This window comes from Gemmatimonadaceae bacterium (assembly GCA_020846935.1).
Taxonomy (GTDB): domain Bacteria; phylum Gemmatimonadota; class Gemmatimonadetes; order Gemmatimonadales; family Gemmatimonadaceae; genus RBC101.
In genome coordinates, this window is sequence record JADLCY010000011.1 from 311,741 (window position 1) to 327,181 (window position 15,441).

The following is a 15,441-nucleotide window of genomic DNA, read 5'->3' on the forward strand; positions in this document are numbered from 1 at the left end:
TTCGCCTCGCTGTGGAGGTGGCGCGCCAATGACCGAGGCCCGTTCGCCACAGACTTTCCTTCGTTGAAGGCGATAGCTACCGTCGACTCTCGGAGAGTCGCGGGGACCGTACGCGCGCCATGGCGGCGCCGACGGGCAACCGCTACATGGGTGGAGGAACGCGACCATGGGGCTCGTGTGCAGTCTGATCCTGCAACCGGTCATCCAGCTGGTCTTCATCGTCGTGTCGGTGATCGAGTTCATCCTGATCACCATCTGTCGCCTCGTCACCGAGTTGGTCGAGGTGCTCAAGCAGGTGCTGCGCTACGTGTGCCGGAACGTCGTGCGCACGGTGTGCGACACGATCTGCGGCCTCGTGTGCGGCATCTGCGACTTCTTCTGCGGCATCTTCGGATGTGATTGCGGCTGTCGCAACATCTGCGACACGATCTGCAAGACGGTCACCGAAATCGCCTGCGGCTGGACCTACGTCGTCGAGGCCGTCCTCGACTGGGTCACGCGACTGGTCTGCAACTACATCATCCAGGCGCTCATCCGGTTGATCAATCTGATCGTCACCTTCGTGACGATGGTGCTGACCTGGGTCTGCACGCTCATTGACCTGATCATCCGCTGGCTGCTCTGCATCACGCGCCTCGCCGAACTCTGGGACAAGATCCTCGGTGATACCCGCGAACGACGCTTCCGCGTGGCCCCGCGCATCGTCCGCAATCGCGCGGGTCACTCCAGCTGGTTCATCTATGTCAACAACCCCGACCCCGCGGGCGTGGTTGATCAGGAGTCCCTGCTCTATATCCTGAGCGACGAGGGTCGGCCCTTGCGCGCCGTGCGGGACCGGGGGACCGGCAGCATCGGCTACTTCGAGGTCGAGACCAAGGGCGACTTCATCACCGGACGACTGCGTCGCCGGCGCGACGGCGACGATGGCCGCGAGGGCGAGCTGGTGCCGGGACGGCCGTTCCTCTACCACGCGCACAAGGTGATGGAGATCGCGAGCCACCTCTTTGGCGACATCTTCGCCACCAACGTCGACGACGACGGCACCGGCACCGACTTCCGGCGCAACCTCTTTACCTACCAGCCCAACGTCCAGGCCTGGCTCGGCGCCTCAGGCGCGCTCCTCGACAACCACTACAACAACTGGAGCGGCAAGTACACGAGCCCCGGAGCGTCCGACTACTTCGGCGACCTCACGATCAGCGACATGGGCGTGCGTGTCGATACCGACGACACGTGCAGCCACCCGACCAACACGTTCCTGCACCTGTCCACCGGCATCCAGTTGCCGCCGCCCAACACCGACGTCGCCGAGGACATGGGCTGCGGCGCGGGCCAGACGCTGACGTTCGACGAGACGAACTACCTGATGCAGCACCGGCACGACGGCTTCTCGATCGCCACGTACTTCGTGTCGCGCTACGACAAGGACGACTCGCACGTCGGCTGCAACGACCTGCTGGGCTACACGACCGTCACGTTCGAGGGCTCGAGCGGGCCGCTCTTCGTGCGCGACATGGTGCTCGCGTACGAGGCGGACACCAATCAGATGATGGCCGCCATCGTGCGCAACCTCATCGCCACCGAGATCGCGAGAGTCGCCGAGACGTATATCCACGAGCTGGGGCACCAGAGCGGGCTGCTGCACCAGGAGGACGATCCGGACTGCGCCGATCCCACGACACTGCACATCGCGCGCATGATGAATCCGGGCGCGACGGTGCGGCGGGCCTGGAGCCGCATGGAATGGTGCCTCATCCGCGGCACTTGGTACGTCACAGCCAGCGGGATCTCGAAGTTCACGCAGGCGCCGGAGCTGCCCGACTCGGGCTCCACGCCGGCCCCTCCGATCCCATGAGCCATGCCTGACGCGGTCGATACATCCGGGTGGTGGAGTAGCATCCTGCGACGTGCACGAGAGCGTGACGTGGAGCGCGTGCTGCTCTACGACCGCTCGCGACGCAGCGTTCTCGCGGCCTGGTTCGCGGCACGCGGACAAGGCACGGTCACGCCCCTTCTTGCCGACTACCTCAAGGCCCTCCTCGGCGCGGTCCTCGGCTTCTGGCTGCTCGCCTGGCCGCTGGAGGCATGGCTCGCGTGGGATCGCGTGGCGGTGTATGCCGCGCTGGGTCTCGTGTTTTCGCTGCAGGTGACGCACCACGCCTATCGGCTGGCGAAGGACCCTGCGTACACCGTGCGGCGCTGCAACTGCGGTGGTTCGCGCCAGGATGACACGAAGGCGGTCCTCACGAGCCGCGCCGGAACGATCGCCGGTCTCCCGGTGTCCTGGCTTGGCGCGGCGGTCTACGCGGCGCTGCTCATTACGGCGTCCTCTGGACAGGTGGGAGCCGAACGCGCGCTGGCGGTGACCGGCGTGCTCGCGAGCGCGTACCTGGCGTTCGTGATGGTGGCGAGGATCGGAGCGCTTTGCACCACATGCATCAACGTGGCCGCGCTGAACGTGCTGATCGCCTCGCGCGTACTCGGGTAGGGTTCCGCGCTCCGGGCGTCGGGGGTCACCGCGTCGCCCGCTCAGGTGCAGATTGGGGCCGGAATCCGCCCACCATCATCGCGCCGCCCGATGCTCCGCTCCCGGTTGTGCTTCGCCCTCGCCACGCTTGTCGCTGCCCCGGCCCTGCAGGCGCAGGCAACGACCATTCACAACGTCACCGTCATCGACGTAGCGACCGGGCGCCTGCAGCCGGGTCGCACGATCGTCATCGAGGGCACGCGCATCGCACGCGTCGAGGCAGCGACGGAGGCCACGCGTGCCGCGGCCACACTCGACGGCACGGGGATGTTCGTGATCCCCGGACTCTGGGACATGCACGTGCACGCCTACTTCACCAACGACACGGCGCGCTTTCACGCGACGAACGAGGTGATGCTGCCGCTGTTTGTGGTAAACGGCGTCACGGGCGTGCGCGACCTCGGGAGCAACCTCGACGCGAGCCTTGCGGCGCGCGACAGCATCGCCGCGCACCAGCTCGTGGGACCGCGCATGGTCGTGTCCGGACCAATGATCGATGGCCCCACGACGCGGTATGCCGCCGCGATCAAGGTCGCCACGCCAATCGAAGCCCGCGACGCCGTGCGCACCCTCAAGCAACGTGGCGTGGACCTGATCAAGGCCCAGACCCTGATTCCACGCGACGCGTATTTCGCCATGGCCGACGAAGCCAATCGCATCGGCATCCCGTTCGAGGGCCACGTGCCGCGCGAGATCACGGCCTGGGAAGCCATCGGTGCGCGGCAACGCAGCTTTGAACACATGATCGGCGTGGCCGATACCGCCACGTCGCTCATCGCGGCCCTCGCGCGCAACGGCGTGTGGCAGTGCCCCACGGTGATCAACAGCGTGGGCACGGCCGCCGATCTCGCGAACGACCCTGGGCTGCCCTATTGGTCGCGACCGGCCGTGGAAGGCTGGCGCCGCACGGCGCTCGAACGCCTCTCGGCAACCGATTCGGCGACGAAGGCGTTTGACGAGCGCGCGCGACGTCGGCTTGGGCTGATCCGGACGCTGCACGCGGCGGGCGTACCGTTCCTCGCCGGCACCGATGCGCCGGCCGGGTACGACCTCGTCCCGGGCGCCAGCCTCCATCGCGAACTGCAGCTCTTCGTGCGCGCTGGTCTCACGCCGCTCCAGGCGCTGCAGACTGCCACGCTCAATCCCGCGGTGTACTTCAAGCGTGCGACAGTCTGGGGGGCGATTGCTCCCGGGAAGGTCGCGGACCTGGTGGTCCTCGCGCGCAACCCCCTCGTCGACATCGCGAACACGCGCAGCGTGATGGCGGTCGTGGCCGATGGCAGGTATTTCTCTCCGAGGGAACTGGACCGTATGCGGCTCAGGCTCCTCGAGCAGGCCGCGAAGTGAGACGCGTGACAGGCACGGCCCCTGTTCTGCGCAACCTGTCAGTGACTCTCCCACCAACGCATCGATGACGAACTCCCTGGTCGCAGCGCTCGCGTTCTCTCTTGCCGCGTGCGTGAGTGCGTGTGGTGGTTCGTCGACGGCGCCCATCCCCACGCCGAACAGCGGCTCGATCACGGCACGCATCGATGGCGCGTCGTGGTCGTCGGGCCAGGGCGCGGCCGCCGTGCACGCGGCCCCGGGCCTCTACGCCATCTCGGGCATCAGCGTCGGGAGCTACACCATGGCCCTCACACTCAACAACATTCGTGGTCCGGGGACGTTTCCCCTGGGAGTAGGACCGCAGGTCCCCGGTGGCTACGTGGTGCTGTCGAACGCCTCCGGGGGCTGGGCAACGCCCCTGTCCGGCGCCGCCGGCACCATCACACTCACCACGGTGACCGACACCCGCATCGTGGGGAGCTTCTCCTACAATGCGGAGCCCGTGAACGTCGGAACGACCGGCACCCGCGCGGTCACCAACGGTGCGATCGACATGGCGGTGAACACGAGTCCCGGAACCGGTGCACCGCTCGACAACGCCGGCAGCACCTTCACGGCCTCGCTCAACGGATCCCCGTTCGTCGCGGCGGCGATCGCCGGGTCACTCACACCCGGTGGCATCTTCGGTGTGGCCGCCAACAACGTGACCCGCTCGCTCACCCTCACGTTCTCGCAGGTGGCCGGCCCGGGCAGCTACTCCACGAGTGCCAACCCACTGCGACAGGTGACCTACAGCCTGCCGTCAGGCGCCACGTGGTCCTCGCAGGGCGCGGGAGGCAGTGCGACGGTCGCCATCACGAGCATCACCGCGACGCGCATTCGTGGCACGGTCACCGGCACGCTCGTGCCCGCGCTGGGCGGCGCCACGGGGAACGTCAGCATCGTGGGCGGCGCGTTCGATATTGGCCGTTAGGCGCCAGACGACGTGAAGGTTCAAACGGCGGTTGACCGGCCACCACGCATACCGCCAGCGACCTTCGCCCACCACTTCGCCAGGCGGTGTCAGCACGCCACGACGGATCGTAACGATCACGCGGGCCCCCGCCCGCACGTCCACCCACGTTGCCGAGCGGGGCACGTCGAGCAACTCGTCGCGAGTCGGCAGGCGTGCCCGGTGTCACTGGTCGCAGATGGCGCTGGCGCGCACACGGCCTCAAGTTGCGCTCGTGTCCACCTTCGCATCTCGCGCGTATCGCTTCTATACCAGGCTCACGCCTCCGCGCGTGCCGGCCGGCGTCGAGGTCATGAATCCGTACCAGGACCGGGTGGCCCGTGGCTACGCGCGTCAATTCCTCGACCGCTACTTCGACGACGACGATCCACGCGTCCTCATGCTGGGCATCAACCCCGGTCGCTTTGGCGCTGGCATTACCGGCGTCACCTTCACTGATCCCATTGCGCTCGCCGACGCGCTCGGCGTCGAGAACCACCTGCCCCGGCGCCATGAGCTGTCGTCCGTGTTCGTGTACCGGATGATCGAGGCATTCGGCGGACCACACGCCTTCTATCGGCGCTTCTTCCTTACCGCACTCTCCCCGCTCGGCTACACGAAGGGCGGCAAGAACCTCAACTACTACGACGGCGGCCTGCTTCCGCACGTGACGCCGTTCATCGTGCGGAGCATCGAGCAGCAACTCGCGATGGGCGGACGGCGCGATCACGCCGTCGTGCTTGGCACGGGCCAGAACACGGACGTGCTGCAGCGCCTCAACGACAGGCATGGCTTCTTTGAACGGATCCACGCCGTCGAGCATCCGCGCTTCATCATGCAGTATCGACGCAAGCGCCTGGACGAATTCGTGGCGCGCTACCTCGAGGCGTGCGCAGCCGCGCTCACTGGTTAGTCGCTGGGCGGCGCAGAATACACCACCGGTGCACTTCTGGCACTCCAACGCCCGGGACCATCACGCGACTGCGGATAGTCCCAGTGTTCACCCCGTCCCGTCTCTCCCACCTTGTCCTGCGTCTCGTCGCACGCACGCGCGAGGCAGCGCGCAGCACGGGGCTGCGCATCACGGGAAACTGAGGAGGACGGAACATGCACACCGCTCGATACCTCACCGTCGCCGCGCTGGCGACCATCGCCGCCTGCAGCGACACCGACCGGCCCACTGAGCCGCGGCAGCCCGACGAGCAAGTCACACTGAACGTCCAGGCCGCCAGGGACACCGCTGTCGGGCCCAACGACTACATCGTCGTCCTCAAGGACACCGAGGGCAACGTGGGCGCGGCTGCGACCCGCTTCGGCGCGATGGCCGGTGTTCAGGTGAAGACCACGTGGGACCAGGCCCTCAAGGGCTTCCTGGCCGAGCTGACGCCCGCTGCGCTGGAGCGCCTTCGCGCGGACGCGGCCGTCGACTTCGTCGAGAAGGACGCCATGGCTTACATGGACCAGGGCGGCAGTGTCCAGGTGATCCAACCCGTCGCCGGCATCTGGGGGTTGGACCGCATTGACCAGCGCCCGCTGCCGCTCAACGGGCAGTACCAGTACTTCCGCACCGGCGGGCCCCCGGGCGTCGTCATTCACGTGTACGTGATCGACTCCGGCATCAACCTCGGCCACGTCGACTTTGCCGGCAGCATCGGTGCGGGCATCTCGTTCGTCCCTGGCGCGCCGTCAGTGATGGACTGCAACGGACACGGCACGCACGTCTCGAGCACACTGGGTGGCAACACCTTTGGCGTCGCCAAGGGCGTGATCATTCACCCCGTGCGGGTGTTCGACTGCGCCGGCGGTGCCCCGTTCTCGCGCATCATTTCGGCGGTGAACTGGGTGCAGGCCAATGACATCGCCCCGGCCGTGACGAACATGAGCCTCGGCGGCGGGTTCCACGCCGCCACCAACGGCGCCGTGAATGCCCTCGTCGCCTCGGGCAACTCCGTTGTCGTGGCGGCCGGCAACAACAACGCAAATGCCTGCGGCTCGTCGCCCGCCAGCGCGGTGAACGCGATCACGGTGGGATCGACGGGCGATCCGGCCGGTGCGGCCGTGCCGCCCGCGATCCCCGATCGCCGGTCGTCATTCTCCAACTGGGGCCCCTGCCTCGACCTCTTCGCGCCCGGCCGGAACATCCGCGCGGCGTGGATCGGCGGCGCGGCGGTCACCGCCCTGCTGAGCGGCACCTCGATGGCCTCACCGCACGCAGCCGGCGCCGCCGCGCTGCTCCGGGACAAGTTCCCCGCCTGGACGCCGATCATGGTGCGTAACTCGCTGGTCGGTAATGCCACGCTCGGCATCGTGACCAACCCCGGCGCCGGTTCGCCCAACCGGCTGCTTTACATGGGCTACATCCTGTAGCGCTCCCGACCATGCGCATGGGTGCGCGGGCCAGTCACCGCCCGCGCACCCACGTCGTTCCTACTTGCGCCAGTAGTTGTTCGCCGCCGCCACGGTCTGGAAATTGATCGCCACCACCTGCGAGGCCGCGGTCAACGCCTCCGCGGAGTTGGCGTAGTCCGGGCGCAGTCGCTTGAGGACGTCAGTGTCCGGCTGGGTGTACTTGACCCCGCGACGACTGAGCGTGATCGCAAGCTCGAAGCCCTCCTGCGGCGTCTGGGTGATGAGTGATGGCAGCCAGGTGTCCGTCATGTCAGGTTCTCATGGGTGAACGTGTCGCCGACCGAAGGTCTCGGCGGTGTGCTGGGTCAACAGGTTGCAGTTCGTGCGGCTACGTCGCTTGCGCCCGTGCGCATGAGGTCATCTGCGCACCTGCGGCTGCGTCGCGTGCGCAGCGGCGGATGCAGTCATCTGCGCGTCTGATGATGCAGTCATCGCGAGAAGTTCGTCGAGGCGCGATGGATCAAGGGGCGAGCCATCCGGCGCCTCGAGCACGAACCCGGCATCGCGGATCATCTCGTAGTCCTCGGCTGCCGACTGTCCGGGTGTGGTGAGGTAGTCGCCGATGAAGATCGAGTTGGCAGCGTAGAGCCCCAGTGGCTGCATCGATCGCAAGTGTACCTCCCGGCCTCCGGCAATGCGAATCTCCTGCGAAGGCAGCAGGAACCGGTAGAGGCACAGCACGCGCAGGCAGCGTCGCGGGTCGAGCGCAGAGACATCGGCGAGGGGCGTCCCGTCGATGGGAATCAGGAAGTTGACCGGGATGCTCCGCACGCCCATGTCACGAAGGGACATCGCGAGGTCGATCACGTCGTCGTCCTGTTCGCCCATCCCGATGATACCGCCCGAACACGTCTTCATGCCACTGCGCGCGACATGCCCAACCGTCGCCCGCCGGTCCGCAAACGAGTGCGTACTCACGATCTCTTCGGTGAAACGTTCGGACGTGTTCAGATTGTGGTTGACCTGATCACAGCCGGCCTGGCGCAGTCGCTGCACATGGTCCTCCGTGAGCAGGCCCAGGCAGGTACACACGTGCATGTCGTGGCGTGACTTCACTTCGCGCACGGCATCGAGCACACGGCCGAATACGCGCTCCCCAGGCGCTCGACCCGAAATCACCAGGCAGAACGTGCCGGCGTTGAGGCTCGCCGCACGTTCAGCGGCCGCGAGGATCTTCTCACGAGCGAGCATCGGATACTTCTCGATCTCCGCCGTGGACACCGAGGACTGCGAGCAGTAGTGGCAATCCTCCGGGCAGAGCCCGCTCTGCGCATTGAGCAGGAAGTGCAGTCGTACGCGATTGCCGAAGTGGTGCCGCCGCACGCGGTACGCGGCCGCGAGCTGTTCGAGCAGCGCCTCGTCAGGCGCCGAGAGCACGGCCCGTGCCTCGTCTCGGGAGATCAGCTCTCCGGCCAGCGAGCGATCGGCGATGGTGTTCCAGTTCATGCGTGTGACGGAAGGAGATGAAGAAGGCGCTCCACCGCGCCGTCGAGGTGGCGCGCGGTCGCCTGCCAAGGGAACTCGATGACTGGCACGTGTTCGAGTTCGTGGAGAAGCGCCGCGTTCGACGCCATCGACGCGTCGCTTGCGGCGTTGACGTGATTCAGGGCGATGGCGCACACATGCAACCCGGCGCGCCGCGCCGTCTGTGTCGTGAGCCGCACGTGGTTGATGACGCCGAGCCTGTTGGCGGCGACGATGAGCGTGTCCAGCCGCCAGCGCCGGAACAATTCCGCAAAGGAGTCGCTCTCCGTGACCGGAACGAGCAGGCCACCTGCGCCCTCGACGAGAAGTGCGTCGGCGCCCGCCGCGGCCGCGTCCACGGCGCGATCGAGCAGCCCCGGGTCGATCGGCCGCCCGGCCTGCCGAGACGCCACGAGCGGGGCGAGCGGTTCCGGGAATGTGATCGGCGCGAGCGTTGCGAGCGCAATGCGCCCTCCCGCAGCGCGCGCGAGCCGCGCACCGTCGCGCTCGACGTCATCCGGCGCAACGCCAGTCTCCACCGGCTTCATCGCCGCCACGCGAAGGCCGCGCGCCGTCAGACCCGCCGCGATTGTACATGTCACGACCGTCTTGCCGACACCCGTGTCCGTGCCGGTGATGCCGAGACGTATCATTGGCGGCTCACGAAGTCGACGATCACCTCGCAGGCCCCAGCAAGGTCGGTATCCGTGCTGCAGTACGGCGGCAGCAGGTAGACCGTATCCCCAAGCGGCCGCAGCAGTACGCCGCGTTCGAGCGCGAAGGCACGGAGCGCGGGTCCGGCCCCACTGAGGTAGCCCGTGTCGTCCACGGCGAGCTCAGCGACCAGAATGGTCCCGAGCACGCGCACGTTGCGTATGCCTGGCGTTGCCCCAAGCCGCGTCGCCCAGCCCCGATGAGACGCCTCGATCCGCCGACGATGGGCCGCGCAGTGGTCGTTCAGCAGGGCCAGCGATGCCAGCGCCGCCGCGCACGCGATCGGGTTCGCCGAGTAGGAGTGCCCGTGAAAGAGTGTTCGTGTACGATCGCTGGAACTGAATGACTCGAACAGCGCCTCGGTGGCCAGCGTCGCCCCAAGCGGGAGAAAGCCGCCGGTGATTCCCTTGGACAGGCAAAGCAGATCGGGCGTGACCCCCGCGTGTTCACAGGCAAAGAGCGGCCCCGTGCGGCCGAAGCCTGTCATGACTTCGTCCGCAATGAACGGAATGCCCTGCGCACCACAGCGTTCTCTCAACGCTCGGAGCGAGTCGGCGCTCCAGAAGCGCATGCCGCCCGCTCCGAGTACCATCGGTTCGACGATCAGCGCGGCGAGTTCCCCTCCCCGTGCCGCGATCACCGCGTCAAAGGCCGTCACCACGTCCGATGTTGCCGGATCCGGAAGCCGGACGACTTCGAACAGGTGATCGGAGAACGGGCCCGTGAACAGCCCTCGCGCGCTCACACTCATGGCCCCGAACGTGTCGCCGTGATACGCGTGCTCGAGTGCCACGACGAGCCGTCGTGACTCGCCGCGGTTCCGCCAGTACTGGAGCGCGATCTTCACTGCGACCTCGACCGCGGTCGATCCGTCGTCTGAGAAGAAGACGCGCGACAGTCCCTGGGGCGCCACGCGCACCAGCTCTGCGGCGAGGCGCGCCGCTGGCTCGTGCGTGAACCCGGCAAAGATCACCTGCTCCAGACGCTGTGCCTGCTCGGCGATCGCCGCAGCAATCGACGGGTGCGCGTGACCGTGCAGCGTCACCCACCACGAGGAGATCGCGTCAAAGATCGCGCGTCCGCCTTCATCGTAGAGGTGTGCTCCCGAACCTCGCACGACATGCACTGGCGTCTCGCCAAGGCCGTGTTGCGTGTAGGGATGCCAGAGGTGACGCGCGTCCGCCGCGCGAACATCGAACCCGACGCTCATGCGGTGAGCGCGGCGGCCGTGCCGTTCCCCGGGAGCAGCGCGGCAACGGCGTCGGCGAGCGCGTCGATCTGCGCCGTAGTGTGTGAAGCGCTCACGGTGATCCGAAGCCGCGACGTACCATCCGGAACTGTGGGTGGCCGCACGGCGCCGGCCAGGAAACCCTGGGCTTCGAGGCGTGCGCCCAGGGCCAGCGTGCGCACTGCATCGCCCACCAGCACAGGGATGATGTGTGCGTCGTCGCTCCCGGGTACATGCAGCCCACGCGCGCGCAGACGCTCGCGCAGGTGTCGCGCCACCGCACGGACACGAACACGGCGCTCAGGCTCGGCGCGCGCGATGCGCAACGCTTCGCGTGCGGCCGCCGCCTGCATCGGCATGGGTGCGGTCGAAAAGACAAAGGACCGCGCGCGATTGATCAACACGTCGCGCAAGGTGTGGGAGCCGAGGGCGAACGCACCGGCGGATCCGAACGCCTTGCCGAGCGTGCCAACGATGACGTCGATGCCCTGCGTGACGCCAAGGAGCTCCGTCGACCCTCGGCCCCCGTTGCCGAGCACTCCCATCGCGTGCGCATCGTCCACGTACGTCCACGCATCGTGTTCGCGCGCGAGCGCGACGATCTCCCTCAGGGGTGCAAGGTCGCCGTCCATGGAGAACATCCCATCCGTCACGATCATGGCGCGCCGATACGTGGCCCGATGCGTGGCCAGCAGCGAGGCGAGGGCGCCGAGGTCGCCGTGCGGATACACGTGGACGTCGGCGCGACTCAGTCGGCAACCATCGATCAACGACGCATGATTGAGCTGCTCGGCAAAGATGGCGTCGCCGCGTGTGACCAACGCGGGGATGACACCCGTATTGGCCGCGTACCCGGTGGCGAAGCTCAGCGCGGCCTCGACGCCAAACCACGCGGCGAGATCCGCGTCGAGCGCATCGTGGACGGCCGTGTTGCCAGCGATCAACCGGGACGCGGTGCCGCCGGTGCCAAGGCTCCGGGTGCACTCCGCTGCTGCTGCAGCCAGCCGGGGGTCGGTTGCCAGCCCGAGGTAGTCGTTAGAGCTGAAGTCCACGCGAGCGCCGTCAGGAGTGTCGACGATCGCCCCGTCGCGATGGATGATCTCGCGCAGGCGGCGGTGCAAACCTCGTTCCCGGAGCGAGGCAAGCTCCGAGGCAAGGGCGTGGTCCAATGAGAGGGAGGTCCTCAGCATGACGGAGCCTAGCCACGATGAGTGCCTTTCTCAATCATGCCATTCTCCTCGCCCACTCGATCGGTTGACATCGTACGGGAATGGTCCGCCGCGAAGCAGCGCGCGGCCCGCTCGTGCGATCGACTCGATTGAGGCATCTTCCATCGACACCCGCCGACGGAGGCCGCCATGTGGAAGGTGTTGGGAGCGATCGGCACCGCTTTCGTGGCCCTGTTGGCTGCGCTGTCCACCATCAAGTACGAGCAGAACCCGCTCGTGCCGGGCCGCGACACCCGGTTTGCGACCTGTACCGCCTGCGCGTTCGTCGACTCGCTCGCGTTCAACGCCGAAATCGGTGGGGACAGTGCTCGGCTCGTGCTGACTCCACGACCGCTATTGGGGCGACGTGAGCATCGCCGACATGGCCCGTCGGCGCGGCATCACCTACTCGGCGATGGCCGTGCGGCTCTTTCGGCTCATGGCGCGCCTGCGTCGCGAGATGGAGGACTGACGTGCATCATTGCAACCCGTTGGGAGAGCATCACTTGGCGCTCGATGTAATATCTCGGGCCCTTCGTGTGTCAATGCGGTAGACCTCACTTTGCGACCATGCCAAATCGCCCCCCTTCCGATCAGGTTCCGCGGCTTGTCGATCCCGTGCACCGGGACGCGTTCACTCGCTTCGTGAATACGGGCGAGCTTGACGATCCCGCGTTCACCGAGTTCCTGACCACGAACGCGCGCTGCCAGCAGGCGATCGAGCTGATGGCTACGGAGCAGCTCGATGCGCTGCGGTCGTTTGGTCAGTCGTTGCGGGAACCACCGGTGGTCGAGGCGCGGGCCGCGGCAGCGGATGTTTCACGTGCGGACGCGGACCCGCTGGTGTCCGAACGGGCCGAGCTGGTGACGTCGCGGACGGCGGCGGCTGCAGGGAGTCCACGGCAGGCCGAGGAGTTGCGACGCGCGTTGGCATCGCGGCTGGTGGCGGGGTGATCAGAAGGTTCCGGTGAAGCAAAAGGGGGCGACCTGAGTCGCCCCCCCTTTTTCAGCCTTGGCTTGCTTGTTAGCCGCACTCACTGAAGCCGCACACGTGACACTTCACGCACCCCTCGGCAAACTCCAGCTGCGACCCGCAATCCGGGCACGTCCCGATGAAGCTTTGCGCTCCGTCTTCGATCGCCCCAAATGCCAGCTGCTCGCCTGACGGGCCTCCAGCCACCGGTACCGACGCCACCACCGTCTCGATCGCCGGCGGCGCACCCGGAGCTGGCGAAGAGATCAGCTCCTGCTGAACCCCCTGCTTCTCCTTGTTCCAGTCAAACAGCGCCGCACCGATCGCGTCAGGCACCGACAGCACCTTGCTCGGCCCAAGCCCCACCGCGCGATCAGACGAAATCCCGCGCAGCTGCTTGTGCACCGACGCCAGGGGGATCCCTGACCGAAGGGCGAGCGAGATCAGCCGCCCCATCGCTTCGGCGTCCGCCATGGCCGAGCCGCCGGCCTTGCCCAGGTTGATGAACACGTCGAACGGCTGGCCCTTTTCGTCTTCGGAGATGTGCACGTACATCGTGCCTAACGGCGTCTCCTTGCGGATCGACGTCGAACGCAATGTGTCGGGACGGGAGCGCTTGGCCCGGCGCTGCAGGTTCTCGCTCTCGGCGTCGAACAGCGCCTTCTTGAGCCGCTCCACGTCGGCCTCGAGCTCGGCGATGGTGCCCTGCAGGGCACCCAGTTCGCGCTTTTCCGCTGGATCGACCTTCCCTTCGCGCTCGGCCTTCGCCTTCTCCGTCGTACCGGTGGACAACACCTGACCGTCACGCGAGCCGTCGCGATAGACGGTCACGCCCTTGCACTTCGCCTGGTACGCCTGCTCGTAGATGGCGCGCACGTCGTCCTGCGTGGCGGTATGGGCGAAGTTGGTGGTCTTGGAGATCGCCGAGTCCGTGTGCTTCTGGAAAGCCTCCTGCATCCGGATGTGCCACTCCGGCTTGATCTCGTTGGCGGTCACGAACACGCGCTGCCAGCGCTCGGGCACCTCGGCGAAGTGGATGTGACCCTCCTTCGCGATCTTCTCCATCAGCGCGTCGCTGTACCAGCCCTCCTTCTGCGCAATCGCGACGAAGTCCTCGTTCACGTCGGGCATCATCACGCCGGCCTGGTTGCGCATGAAGGCCACGGCGAAGAGCGGCTCGAGACCCGACGAGCAGCCGGCGATGATCGAGATGGTGCCGGTGGGCGCCACGGTCGTGACGTTGCAGTTGCGGAGGAGCTGCATCGAGCGGATGCGCTTGCCCTCGGCGTCGCGGGCGCACGTCTCGTCAGGCCCGAAGATCGATCGCGCCCACTCGGGGAAAGCTCCACGCTCCTCGGCCAGCCGCTGGGATTCCTTCTTGGACTCGACGTCGACGAACTCCATGAGCTGCCGACCGAACTCCACGCCTTCGGGCGTGTCGTAGGCAATCCCCAAACGAATCAGTGCATCCGCGAAACCCATCACGCCCAGACCGATGCGACGGATGCGCTTGGACAGCGCGTCGATCTCCGGCAGCGGATACTTGTTGACGTCGATGATGTTGTCGAGGAAGTGCGTGGACAGGTGGATGTCGCGCCGCAGGGCGTTCCAGTCCATGCGCCCGTCGACGACATAGTACCCGATGTTGATGGAGCCGAGGTTGCAGACGTCGTAGGCGAGGAGCGGTTGCTCACCACACGGATTGGTCGCCTCGTACGACCCCAGGTGCGGCACGGGGTTGTACCGGTTGGCCTCGTCGATGAAGAAGACCCCAGGCTCACCCGTGCGCCACGCGCCTTCGATCATCTTGTCCCACACCATCCGAGCATCGAGCTGGCCCACGACCTTGCCTGACGACGGCTCGACGAGATCGTAGGAGCCGTTCACCTCGAGCGCATCCATGAACTTCGTGGTGACAGCGACGGAGATGTTGAAGTTCGTGATCTGCGTCAGATCCTCCTTGCAGGTCACGAAGTCCATGATGTCAGGGTGATCGACGCGCAGGATGCCCATGTTGGCGCCACGACGTGTACCGCCCTGCTTCACGGCATCGGTCGACGCGTCATAGAGCTTCATGAACGACACCGGCCCCGACGCAACGCCCGTCGTGGAGCGCACCATGGAACCACGGGAACGCAGACGCGAAAACGAGAAGCCGGTGCCACCACCGCTCTGATGGATGAGCGCCATCGAGCGCAGCGTGTCGTAGATCCCGTTGCTGCCGTTCGACAGCGCATCTTCGACGGGCAGCACGAAACACGCCGAGAGCTGGCCCAGGGGCCGGCCGGCGTTCATGAGGGTCGGCGAGTTAGGCTCGAACCGACGCTCGGTCATCAGCCTATAGAACGCATCCGCGACCTCGTTGACCGCCCCCTCCGACGCCCCGTACCGCCGATCCGCCTCCGCCACCACCGAAGCCACGCGCCAGAAGAGCGCCTCCGGTGTTTCCCGCGGCTTCCCTGTCGCATCCTTGACCAGATAGCGCTTGCCGAGCACGGTGAGCGCATTGGAGGTCAGCTGGAGGGGGCCGGCGGGAGGCTTGGTGGGAAGGGGCATGTCGAGTCGGGCTGCTGATGATCGGCTTTGGTGGGCGGTCGGGCT

Annotated in this window: 13 protein-coding genes; 7 read left to right on the forward strand and 6 right to left on the reverse strand. The window is 66.8% G+C overall.

All coding sequences use genetic code 11. The features are described 5' to 3' along the window. Positions 1-166 precede the first annotated feature (166 nt). The 6 genes from IT361_13845 to IT361_13870 all read left to right on the forward strand — a co-directional run bounded on the left by IT361_13845 (position 167) and on the right by IT361_13870 (position 7,211). Complete coding sequence (locus IT361_13845) at positions 167-1,855, forward strand: hypothetical protein (protein ID MCC6318759.1); 1,689 nt, start codon at positions 167-169, stop codon at positions 1,853-1,855. 3 nt (positions 1,856-1,858) lie between these two features. After that, positions 1,859-2,488 (forward strand): vitamin K epoxide reductase family protein, encoded by a 630-nt coding sequence (locus IT361_13850; protein MCC6318760.1) that lies wholly within the window; start codon positions 1,859-1,861, stop codon positions 2,486-2,488. 90 nt (positions 2,489-2,578) lie between these two features. Further along, complete coding sequence (locus tag IT361_13855) at positions 2,579-3,874, forward strand: amidohydrolase family protein (protein ID MCC6318761.1); 1,296 nt, start codon at positions 2,579-2,581, stop codon at positions 3,872-3,874. 64 nt (positions 3,875-3,938) lie between these two features. Further along, positions 3,939-4,826 carry a hypothetical protein gene (locus tag IT361_13860; protein ID MCC6318762.1) on the forward strand — a complete coding sequence of 296 codons (888 nt, stop codon included), beginning with the start codon at positions 3,939-3,941 and terminating at the stop codon, positions 4,824-4,826. Positions 4,827-5,079: 253 nt separating this feature from the next. Next, a complete protein-coding gene (locus tag IT361_13865) occupies positions 5,080-5,757 on the forward strand; it encodes a DUF4918 family protein (GenBank protein ID MCC6318763.1) in 678 nt (225 codons plus the stop codon). 194 nt (positions 5,758-5,951) lie between these two features. After that, entirely contained in the window at positions 5,952-7,211 is a 1,260-nt protein-coding gene (locus IT361_13870) for a S8 family peptidase (protein MCC6318764.1), read from the forward strand. A 60-nt stretch (positions 7,212-7,271) separates the two neighbouring features. On the opposite strand, the gene IT361_13875 is transcribed toward IT361_13870, so the two are convergent. The 5 genes from IT361_13875 to bioF all read right to left on the reverse strand — a co-directional run bounded on the left by IT361_13875 (position 7,272) and on the right by bioF (position 11,849). After that, on the reverse strand, positions 7,272-7,502 hold the full coding sequence (locus IT361_13875) for a hexameric tyrosine-coordinated heme protein (protein ID MCC6318765.1): 231 nt from the start codon (positions 7,500-7,502) through the stop codon (positions 7,272-7,274). A 108-nt stretch (positions 7,503-7,610) separates the two neighbouring features. Further along, on the reverse strand, positions 7,611-8,699 hold the full coding sequence (gene bioB, locus IT361_13880) for a biotin synthase BioB (protein MCC6318766.1): 1,089 nt from the start codon (positions 8,697-8,699) through the stop codon (positions 7,611-7,613). After that, the gene (gene bioD, locus IT361_13885; protein ID MCC6318767.1) at positions 8,696-9,370 is read right to left on the reverse strand and encodes a dethiobiotin synthase; all 675 of its coding nucleotides are present in this window, start codon (positions 9,368-9,370) and stop codon (positions 8,696-8,698) included. The genes bioB and bioD overlap by 4 nt, the downstream gene beginning before the upstream one ends. Continuing rightward, a complete protein-coding gene (locus IT361_13890) occupies positions 9,367-10,641 on the reverse strand; it encodes an adenosylmethionine--8-amino-7-oxononanoate transaminase (GenBank protein MCC6318768.1) in 1,275 nt (424 codons plus the stop codon). Before IT361_13890 ends, bioD begins: the two co-directional genes overlap by 4 nt. Continuing rightward, complete coding sequence (gene bioF, locus IT361_13895; GenBank protein MCC6318769.1) at positions 10,638-11,849, reverse strand: 8-amino-7-oxononanoate synthase; 1,212 nt, start codon at positions 11,847-11,849, stop codon at positions 10,638-10,640. Before bioF ends, IT361_13890 begins: the two co-directional genes overlap by 4 nt. A 588-nt stretch (positions 11,850-12,437) precedes the next feature. On the opposite strand from bioF, the gene IT361_13900 reads away from it, so the two are divergent. Next, positions 12,438-12,821: a hypothetical protein gene (locus IT361_13900; GenBank protein ID MCC6318770.1), complete on the forward strand. Its 384-nt coding sequence runs from the start codon at positions 12,438-12,440 to the stop codon at positions 12,819-12,821. Between the two features lie 70 nt (positions 12,822-12,891). On the opposite strand, the gene IT361_13905 is transcribed toward IT361_13900, so the two are convergent. Continuing rightward, on the reverse strand, positions 12,892-15,396 hold the full coding sequence (locus tag IT361_13905) for a vitamin B12-dependent ribonucleotide reductase (protein ID MCC6318771.1): 2,505 nt from the start codon (positions 15,394-15,396) through the stop codon (positions 12,892-12,894). Between the last annotated feature and the right edge of the window lie 45 nt (positions 15,397-15,441).